Origin of the sequence: Actinoalloteichus spitiensis RMV-1378, from assembly GCF_000239155.1 — a bacterium.
Classification (GTDB): Bacteria; Actinomycetota; Actinomycetes; order Mycobacteriales; family Pseudonocardiaceae; genus Actinoalloteichus_B; species Actinoalloteichus_B spitiensis.
In genome coordinates, this window is sequence record NZ_AGVX02000202.1 from 1 (window position 1) to 9,683 (window position 9,683).

Sequence of the window (9,683 nt, forward strand, 5' to 3'; positions counted from 1 at the left end):
CGGGTCGGGGCCGTCGGGCCGCCGGTCGGCGTCCGTCCCGTGGTCGCCGCCGGGCGCGGGGCCGCCCACCACGGCCGATCCGCCGGGCACGGCGCCCGCTCCCGGGCCGCTCGTGGACGTCCGGCGGCGGGCGAGGCCGTGTCCCACCACCCCGAGCAGGTACAGCCCCGCCGCGGCGAACAGCAGGGCGGGTGAGCGCCCGTCCAGGGGAGCGACGGTGGCGGCGGCCGCGATCGCGGCCACGTACATGACGTTGAACAGGGTGTCGTACAGGGCGAAGACCCTGCCCCGGTGCTCGTCGACGATGTCCCGCTGCACGGCCGCGTCGGCGCAGAGCTTGACGACCTGGCCCGCGAGTCCCACCAGGAAGGACGCGAGCAGCAGGGTGGGGAGCGTCGTCACGAGGCCCAGCAGCATCATGGTCGCCGCGCCGCCCAGCAGTGCGCCGCGCACCGCTGCCGGCGCGCCGTGCCGCGCGACGAGCCGCGGTGTGAGCACTGCTCCCACGACGATCCCGGTGGCGGCGGTCCCCACCACCTGGCCGACGCCGAGCAGCCCCGCCCGGAACGGGCCGAGGTCGGTGAAACCGTGGCGCATGAGCAGCAGCCCGGTGAGGGTCACCACGCCGAACGCGGCACGGTGGCTGATCAACGCGAGGAACCCCGCCGTGACGGAGGGCACCGACAACGCGGTCCGCCCCCCGTCCCGCAGCCCACCCGCCACGGCGGCGAGCGCCGCCACCAGGCCTGGGCGGTCGGTGGACCCGGTGGGCAGCCGGTCGACGCCGCCGGCGACGTCGGAGGGGCCGGTCGGCTCGTGGCCGGGTCCCAGGGCGCCGGGGCGGAAACCGATCAGGACGAGCGCCGCGACCAGCGAGCCGGCGGCGGAGATCACGGTGACCAGCGCGGAGCCGGCGTCGCCGGCGCCCAGCACCTCTCGGAGGACGATCGCCGAACCGGCGCCGAGGGCGGTGACGGCCGCGCCGAGGGTGGTCGCGGCCGCGTTCGCCGGCACCAGTTCCCCCGGCGCCACCACGTGCGGCAGGGACGCCGACAGGCCGGCCCCGACGAACCGGCTGACCCCCATCACGAGGAGGGCACCGGCGTACAGCGGTGCCCCGGCGACGCCCGCCGCCACCGCAGCCGAGGTCAGCACGATCAGCGCTCCACGCAGCAGGTTCGCCGTCAGCAGCACCCGCCGGCGGTCCCACCGGTCCAGCAACGCGCCGGCGAACGGTCCGACCACCGAGTAGGGCAGGAGCAGGACCGCGAGGCCCGCAGCCACCACGGCCGGGTCGGCTTCCCGCTCCGGGTTGAACAGGACGGCGCTGCCCAGGCCCGCCTGGAAGATGCCGTCGCCCCACTGGGCGGTGAACCGGCTGACCAACAGCCTGCGGAACCCGGCCCGGGTGCGCACCAGCAGCACGAGCAGCCGGGTGTTGCCGGGCGGCCGAGCGTCGGGCCCGCCGGCGGTGCTCGGTCGGGCGGGGTCGGTCTGGTCGGCACCGGCGTTCACGGTTGCCGAGCCTAGTCACCACCGCGCCCCGGTGTCGGTCGCGACGCCTGACACCGATGAGTGGGGCGCCGAGGGGACGGGCGAGCGGGTGGGACCGGCTGTTCGGGACGACGGCCAGGTGAAATCATGGTCGGGTGCGACCTGACGTCGAGGTTGAACCCGGCACGCTGCTGGTGGCTTCGCCCGGTCTCTCCGACCCGAACTTCCGCCGCACCGTGGTCTACGTGATCGAACACCGCGGTGAGGGAACGCTGGGCGTCGTGCTGAACCGACCGAGCGACACCGCGTTGCACGACGTGCTGCCGAGCTGGGGGCCGTACGCGACCCGGCCGAGAGCGGTCTTCCTCGGTGGACCGGTGGAGCAGAAGGTGGCGCTGTGCCTGGCGGCGCTGCGGACCGGTGTCCGGGTGTCCGAGGTCCCCGGCACGATCTCGGTGCGCAACCCGGTCACCCTGGTCGACCTCGACCACGACCCGGACACCTTCGCCGGACTGATCCGGGGACTCCGCGTCTTCGCCGGGTACGCCGGGTGGGAGAGCGACCAGCTGGCCGGCGAGATCGAGCGTGGTGACTGGATCGTGGTCCCCGCGTTGCCGGACGACATCCTGGCCCCGCCCGGCGACGACCTGTGGGGGAGGGTGCTCCGCCGGCAACCGATGCCGTTGGCGCTGTTGGCCACCCACCCCTCGGACCCCCGACGCAACTGACCGGGCGGCCGCCACCCCCGCTCGTACCGCTGGTGGGGGTGGCCCGCCCTCCTGGTCCGGTGGCGGTCGGTCCGGGGCTGACCTCAGCTCGCGGAACCCGGGGCGGTCGCGCCGCCCAGCGCGCTGGCCACGCCGCAGGCGCTGTTGCCGCAGCACTGACCGGAACAGCCCAGCCGTCGGCCCTGCGGCTTGGGGGCGGGGACCCGGGACGCCGCCTGGTGGCCGAGGAGGCAGCCGGCGGCGGTCAACGCCAGACCGCCCAGCCCGCCGACCACGCCGAGGGTGACCACGGTCGCGGTGCCGCCCGCGAAGGGCACCAGGGCCCCCAGCAGGGCCAACACCGCTCCGGCCACCAGCAGGGGGAGACCCGCGGCCTTGTTGCCGACCCGGAAGGCCTCGTCGCTGCGCATCGTCGCGGGTGTCTGCACACCCGCCCACGAGTTCTTCGGCAGGGCCTCCCGCAGCCCGCGCAGGCCGACGAAGCCGACCGCGACGCCGGCGGCCACCATGACCAGCATCAGGAGGATTCGGGGAACGGTGATCCCACCCGCCTCCGCCTGTGCGGCGAGAACCTGTCCTGACTCCAGCACGGTCGTCACCTGGTCGAGGGTAAGCGGCGCAGGTCAGCCACCTTCCGCTACCCCGGTGTCCGGTGTCCCAGACCACCCCGCTTGGCCTTCCCGGCGGCGTCGGTGCTGGCGAGGCCCGGGTGGCGGTGGACGATCCGCTATCCTGGCGGCGTGAGCATGGGTCGCCTGCTCCTTATACAGCCGCGCTGAGCGTCGCGAACGCGTCAGCGCGGCCACCCCTCATGCCCTCCCGGGATGGGGGGTTTCGTGTTTTCGGGGGGATGGCGCGGCCCTGGCAGGTGCCGCGGCCGGCGATCGACGGGTGACCGGAGGGAAGGAAGAGCGATGAGTGAGGCGACTTCGGAGACCGCCGCGCGGGCGGCCGGCGGGGACGGTGACACGCCGCCGTTCCGCTACACCCCCGAGCTGGCCGCCGGGCTGGAGGCCAGCTGGCGGGAGCACTGGGCGGCGAACGGCACGTTCCACGCGCCGAACCCGGAGGGTGACCTCGCCCCCTCGGACGGGGAGGGCGCGGTTCCGGTGGACAAGCTCTTCGTCCAGGACATGTTCCCCTACCCCTCCGGGACCGGCCTGCACACCGGCCACCCGCTCGGGTTCATCGGCACCGACGTCTACGCCCGCTACCACCGGATGTTGGGGCGCAACGTCCTGCACACCATGGGGTTCGACGCGTTCGGCCTGCCCGCCGAGCAGTACGCGGTGCAGACGGGGCAGCACCCGAGGATCACGACCGAGAAGAACATCGAGCGCTACCTGGCCCAGATCCAGCGCCTCGGCCTGGGCCACGACGAACGGCGTCGCATCGCCACCACCGATGTCGGCTACTACCGGTGGACCCAGTGGATCTTCCTGCGGATCTTCAACTCCTGGTACGACCCCGACGCCGACGGCGGTCGGGGGCGCGCGCGGCACATCGACGAGCTGGTCGCCGAGTTCGAGGCGGGAACGCGGGCGACCCCGGACGGCCGCGCCTGGGCGGAGCTGTCGGTCGGTGAGCGCCGCCGCGTCCTGAACGGGTACCGCCTGGCCTACGTCTCGGACGCCCCGGTCAACTGGTGCCCAGGGCTGGGCACGGTGCTGGCCAACGAGGAGGTGACGGCGGAGGGTCGCAGCGAGCGGGGCAACTTCCCGGTGTTCCGCCGCAACCTGCGGCAGTGGATGATGCGGATCACCGCCTACGCCGACCGGCTGGTCGACGACCTGGACCGGCTGGACTGGCCGGAGAAGGTCAAGGCGATGCAGCGGAACTGGATCGGCCGTTCCCAGGGCGCCAGGGTCTCCTTCGCCGTCGACGGGGTCGACGAGCCCGTCGAGGTGTTCACGACGCGGCCGGACACGCTGTTCGGCGCCACCTACCTGGTGCTGGCCCCCGAGAACCCGTTGGTCGACGCCCTGGTCGGTACCGAGTGGCCGGCGGGGACGCCGGAGTCCTGGACGGGAGGCGCGGCGGACCCCGCCGGGGCGGTGGTGGCCTACCGGTTGACGGCTTCCCGGAAGTCGGAGCTGGAACGGCAGGAGAACCGGCGGAAGACGGGCGTGTTCACCGGCGCGTACGCCGTGAACCCGGTGACCGGTGGCCGTATCCCGGTCTTCGTCGCCGACTACGTCCTGATGGGCTACGGAACCGGCGCGATCATGGCCGTGCCCGGGCAGGACCAGCGGGACTGGGACTTCGCCTCGGCCTTCGACCTGCCGGTGGTGCGGACGGTCCAGCCGCCGGAGGGCTTCGACGGCGAGGCCTACACGGGTGAGGGGCCGGCGATCAACAGCTCCCACCCGTCCTCGGTGAACCTGGACGGCCTGGGAGTGGACGAGGCGAAGGAACGGGTCGTCTCCTGGCTGGTGGAGCACGGGCACGGTGAGCGGACCGTGCAGTACAAGCTGCGGGACTGGCTGTTCTCCCGGCAGCGGTACTGGGGTGAGCCGTTCCCGATCGTCTACGACGAGGACGGCGAGCCCATCGCGCTGCCGGAGAGCGAACTGCCCGTCGAGCTGCCCGACGTCGACGACTACTCCCCGAAGACCTTCGACCCGGAGGACGCGGAGAGCGACCCGTTCGCCCCGCTCGGGCGTGCCGAGGAATGGGTGGAGGTGGAGCTGGACCTCGGGGACGGGCCGAGGAAGTACCGGCGGGACACCAACACGATGCCCAACTGGGCCGGGTCCTGCTGGTACCAGCTGCGCTACATCGACCCGAACAACCAGGACACCTTCTGCTCGCCGGTGAACGAGCGGTACTGGACCGGCCCGCGTCCCGAGGAGCACGGGGACCGGGACACCGGTGGGGTGGACCTGTACATCGGCGGCGTGGAGCACGCCGTGCTGCACCTGCTGTACAGCCGGTTCTGGCAGAAGGTGCTCTACGACCTGGGTGAGGTGTCCTCGGAGGAGCCCTACCGTCGGCTGTTCAACCAGGGTTACATCCAGGCCTACGCCTACACCGACTCGCGGGGCGTGTACGTGCCGGCAGAGGAGGTGGAGCAGCGGGACGGCCGGTACTTCTGGAAGGACCAGGAGGTCACCCAGGAGTACGGGAAGATGGGCAAGAGCCTGAGGAACTCCGTCTCCCCGGACGAGATCTGCGACGCCTACAGCGCGGACACGCTGCGGTTGTACGAGATGTCGATGGGGCCGATGGACATCTCCCGCCCCTGGGCGACCAAGGACGTCGTCGGTGCCTACCGCTTCCTCCAGCGGGTGTGGCGGAACGTCGTCGACGAGGCCACCGGAGCGCTGCGGGTCACAGAGGACGCTCCGGACGAGGAGACCACCCGCCTGTTGCACCGGACGGTGGCCGGTGTGCGCGAGGACTACGTCGGGCTGCGCTACAACACGGCGGCGGCGAAGTTGATCGAGTTGAACAACCACCTCACCAAGAGGTACGGCGACTCTGCCGGTACTCCGCGCCAGGTGGTGGAGGCCCTGGTCCTGATGCTGGCCCCGCTCTGCCCGCACATCGCGGAGGAGCTGTGGTCCCGGCTGGGGCACACCGCGTCCCTGGCGCACGGTCCGTTCCCGGTGGCCGACGAACGGTTCCTGGTGGACGAGACGGTGGAGTACCCGATCCAGGTCAACGGCAAGGTGCGGGCCCGCGTGACGGTGCCGACCGACGCCGACCAGGAGGCGGTGCGGGCGGCGGCGCTGGCCGAGGAGCGCATCCAGGCGGTGGTCGCGGGTCGTGAGCCGCGCAAGGTCATCGTCGTGCCTGGACGGCTGGTGAACATCGTCGTCTGAGCTTGCCGCCGAGCCGCGCGGGCCGGTCGTCCCTGCCGGGCGCCCGGCCCGCCGCGTCCCGTGTGCGGAGGCGGGCAGGTCCGCCGGGCCGGACCGGTGGGCGCGCGAGCTCCTGCTCGACGCCGGGCGAGACGGGAACCTGGTCCACTCCCTGGTTGGCCGACGGCTCCAGAGCCGTCGGAGGGCGCGCGTCTCGGCCGGGGAGGACCACCTGGTTCCGTGCCCAACGTCCGGACCCGGTCGAAACCGTCCCTGGGCACGTGGGGTCGTTCGTCGGTCGGACGCCGTGCGAGTTGCCGACGAGACGAACACGGTGAGACGTCCCGGCCGACACCCGGGGCGCCGAGCCCAGCGAGTGCTGGAACCGGCGGTCCTCGTGGTCGCCTCGCCCGAACGCCTCCCTCGTGATGTGCCGGCCTGTGGTGTCGACCGCTGCCGCGACGACGGTGTCCGCTCAGTCGAGCGACCGGCCCGCCCGTGTCGGGCAGCCCCCGCCGCTGCTCGCCTCGGCGACGAGTTCGGCCAGCAGCGATTCGAACAGCAGTTCGGCGTTGGAGACGGTGAACGGGAACCGGTGGAAGACCTCCAGCGCGACGTGGCCGTAGAGCCGGCCCCACCACCGCAGGATCAGGTAGACGGCGCTGAGGGTGAGTTGTTCCTCGGTGGTCTCCACACCCAGCTCGCCCAGCGAGGTCACCATCTCCCGCCGGTAGGCGACCAACTCGTCCCGCATCGGTTCGGGGAAGGCGTCGTCGTCGGAGGGGGCCAGCTCCTCGTCCTCGAAGTCGGGCAGCCCGGCGATCACCCGGAGGAAGATCGAGCCGAACTGGTCGTGGGCGGTCGGGCCGTCGGTGGGGGTCCCGGTGCCGGCCTGCTGTGAGGCGAAGACGAGTTCGAACTCGGTGGGGTGCGCCAGCGCCCAGGTCCGGAAGGTCCGGCAGACGGTGAGCACGGCTCCCATCTCCTCGCCGGTGTCGGCGGTGCGCGCGCGGGTGGTGATGAGCTCGGCCAGGTCGGAGCAGATCTCCTCCACCAGCCGGTGCAGCAGTTCCTCCCGGGAGGGGAAGTACCGGTAGAGGGCCGGTGCGGTCATACCGAGGTTGCGGGCGATGGCGCGCAGCGTGACAGCTTCTCGTCCCTCCCGAACGAGAAGTCCCCTCGCTTGGGTGAGGATTTCCCGTTCGGTTGCGGAACGTACGCGTTCTCGGCGTGTGACCCCCGACATACGGCACCCTTCTGGGTTGTAAACACCGTTTACCCGGTCGTACCGTTACCCCAATGGGTGAACGGTGTTAATGGAGTTTACACCGTTCACACCCGCGGATCAGCGCGCCGACCGTGGAAGAACTGGTGGAGGAGAACACGTGTTCGCGAGGTGGGGGGTCACGGCGTTCCGTGGCCGGTGGGCGATCCTGATCACCGTTCTGGTGATCACGATCGCCGGAGGCGTCTGGGGGACCGGGGTCTTCGGGAAACTGGGGCAGGGCGGGTACGAGGACCCCAACAGCGAGGCGGTGCTGGCCAACGAACTCGCCGAGGAGGCGTTGAACGGGCAGGCCGGCGACGTCATCGTCGTGTACACGGCCCCCGACGGATCGGATGTCGACGACCCCGAGTTCGGCACCCGGGTCACCGACGCGCTGGAGGAACTGCCCTCCGACGCCGTCACCAACGTCACCAGCTACTGGCAGACGATGGCCCCGCAGCTGCGCGGGGAGGACGGCCAGCGCGCCCTGGCCATCGTCGGGTTGGCCGGCGAGGACGCCAACGCCAAGATGGACTCCTACGACGAGATCAAGGACCTCCTCGACATCGAGGGAGTGCGCGGCGACGTCGCGGGCGGCATCCCCATGGAACACTCCATCGAGGAACGCGCCCAGCAGGACCTCATCCGCGCCGAGGTCGTCTCCCTGCCCATCGTGCTGGTCCTGCTACTGGTGGTCTTCGGCGGTGTGGTGGCCGCCGCGCTGCCCGTGATCGTCGGCGGCCTGGCCGTGTTCGGGGCCCTCGGCCTGCTCCACCTGATCTCGCTGTTCACCGACGTCAACGTCTTCGCCGTCAACGTCGCCAGCCTGCTCGGCCTGGGACTGGCGATCGACTACGGGCTCTTCGTCGTAGGCCGGTTCCGGGAGGAGATCGCGGCGGGTCGGTCCACCGCCGACTCGGTGCGCCGCACCATCGGCACCGCCGGCCGGACCGTCGCGTTCTCCGCCACCCTGCTGATCATCGCGTTGGCTGGCCTGATGCTCTTCCCGCAGGAGTTCCTCAAGTCCCTCGCCTACGGCGGCATGAGCGCCGTCGGCTTCGCCGCCGTCGTGTCCCTGACCCTGCTGCCGGCCATGCTCGCCCTGCTCGGGCCCAAGGTCGACGCGCTCCCGATGCCCTGGCGCCGGCGCGCAGCCCGAGGCCCCCAGCGCCCGGAACGCGACGGTTGGGGGCGGCTCGCCGACCGCGTGATGCGCCGCCCCACCCTGGTCGCCGTGCCGATCGTCGTGGGCCTCGTCCTGCTCGGCGCTCCGTTCCTGTCCACCCAGTTCGGTCAGCCGGACGAACGGATCCTCCCCGAGGGAGACGAGGCCAGGGTCGCCGTCGAAACGCTCAAGGAGGACTTCCCCTTCACCTCCGGTGACGGCATCGAGATCGTCCTCCACGGTGAGGGCGGCACTCCGCCGGACGAGGCCGCGATCGGCCAGTTCGTCGCCCAGGTCGACGAGGTCGACGGGATCGAGGGCGTGCAGCCCAGCGGTGCCGCCGATGACGTCGTCGTCCTCACCGCCCAGCCCACCGGCGACACCTTCGGCGGCGAGGCCAACCAGGCCGTGCGCGACATCCGTGCTCTCGAACCACCGGCGGGGGCCACCCTCCTGGTCGGCGGCATGACGGCCCTGAACCTCGACAGCCTCGACGCCGTCGGCCAGCAACTGCCCTGGATGGCGCTGCTGATCATCGGTGCCACGGTCGTGCTGATGTTCCTGGCCTTCGGCTCGGTGCTGCTGCCGATCAAGGCTGTGCTGCTCAGCGTCCTCAGCCTGTCGGCCACCTTCGGTGTCCTCACCTGGGTGTTCGTCGACGGTCACGGCGCCGGTCTGCTCGGCGTGACCCCGATGCCGATGGAGGCGGGCATCGTCGTGCTGATGGCCGCCGTCGTCTTCGGGCTCTCGACGGACTACGAGGTCTTCCTGCTCAGCAGGATGGTCGAAGCCCGCTCCTACGGAGCGACCACCGAGGAGGCCGTGCGGACCGGTCTGGCCCGCACCGGACGCGTCATCACGGCGGCGGCGCTGCTGCTGATCGTCGTCACGGGCGCCTTCGCCTTCTCCGGCCTCCAGATGATGCGGTTCATCGGTGTCGGGATGATCCTGGCGCTGGCCCTCGACGCGACCATCGTGCGGATGCTGCTGGTCCCCGCCCTGATGAAGCTGCTGGGCAACGCCGGCTGGTGGGCGCCGGGGCCGCTGCGCCGCCTCCAGCAGCGCGTCGGGATCCACGAGGGCGGCGACGAGCCGGAACCCGCGGGGAGCAGGGCGGCCGAGCGGCGCGCCGAGGGCGCCGGTACCGCCTAGCGCGCCCCTTGCGGACGCGACCCACGAGCGCGGGCCGTCCCGGCCACCCCCAGCGGCCGGGACGGCCCGTCTTC

6 protein-coding genes are annotated in these 9,683 nt (G+C 72.0%); 3 read left to right on the forward strand and 3 right to left on the reverse strand.

Features of this window, described 5'->3' with window-relative positions:
• The coding region (locus ACTIDRAF_RS28155; RefSeq protein ID WP_016698667.1) for an MFS transporter at nucleotides 1–1,515 on the reverse strand (1,515 nt) is incomplete at its 3' end.
• A gap of 134 nt (nucleotides 1,516–1,649) precedes the next feature.
• On the opposite strand from ACTIDRAF_RS28155, the gene ACTIDRAF_RS0210355 reads away from it, so the two are divergent.
• Nucleotides 1,650–2,222 carry a YqgE/AlgH family protein gene (locus tag ACTIDRAF_RS0210355; RefSeq protein WP_016698668.1) on the forward strand — a complete coding sequence of 191 codons (573 nt, stop codon included), beginning with the start codon at nucleotides 1,650–1,652 and terminating at the stop codon, nucleotides 2,220–2,222.
• 83 nt (nucleotides 2,223–2,305) lie between these two features.
• Here the strand turns inward: ACTIDRAF_RS0210355 and ACTIDRAF_RS0210360 are convergent, their stop codons facing one another.
• Nucleotides 2,306–2,821, reverse strand: a complete 516-nt coding sequence (locus ACTIDRAF_RS0210360) for an SdpI family protein (RefSeq protein ID WP_016698669.1) — start codon at nucleotides 2,819–2,821, stop codon at nucleotides 2,306–2,308.
• A 315-nt stretch (nucleotides 2,822–3,136) separates the two neighbouring features.
• Here ACTIDRAF_RS0210360 and leuS point away from each other — a divergent pair, with 315 nt between their 5' ends.
• Nucleotides 3,137–6,046 carry a leucine--tRNA ligase gene (gene leuS, locus ACTIDRAF_RS0210365; protein ID WP_016698670.1) on the forward strand — a complete coding sequence of 970 codons (2,910 nt, stop codon included), beginning with the start codon at nucleotides 3,137–3,139 and terminating at the stop codon, nucleotides 6,044–6,046.
• Nucleotides 6,047–6,500: 454 nt separating this feature from the next.
• On the opposite strand, the gene ACTIDRAF_RS28160 is transcribed toward leuS, so the two are convergent.
• Entirely contained in the window at nucleotides 6,501–7,271 is a 771-nt protein-coding gene (locus tag ACTIDRAF_RS28160; protein WP_052168772.1) for a TetR/AcrR family transcriptional regulator, read from the reverse strand.
• A gap of 139 nt (nucleotides 7,272–7,410) precedes the next feature.
• On the opposite strand from ACTIDRAF_RS28160, the gene ACTIDRAF_RS0210375 reads away from it, so the two are divergent.
• Nucleotides 7,411–9,609: an MMPL family transporter gene (locus ACTIDRAF_RS0210375; RefSeq protein WP_016698672.1), complete on the forward strand. Its 2,199-nt coding sequence runs from the start codon at nucleotides 7,411–7,413 to the stop codon at nucleotides 9,607–9,609.
• The last annotated feature ends 74 nt before the right edge of the window (nucleotides 9,610–9,683 follow it).

Bases quoted from the DNA above. Each gene is read 5' to 3' on its own strand.
- leuS (WP_016698670.1), top strand. From the start codon at position 3,137: ATGAGTGAGGCGACTTCGGAGACCGCCGCGCGGGCGGCCGGCGGGGAC.
- ACTIDRAF_RS28160 (WP_052168772.1), bottom strand. From the start codon at position 7,271: ATGTCGGGGGTCACACGCCGAGAACGCGTACGTTCCGCAACCGAACGG.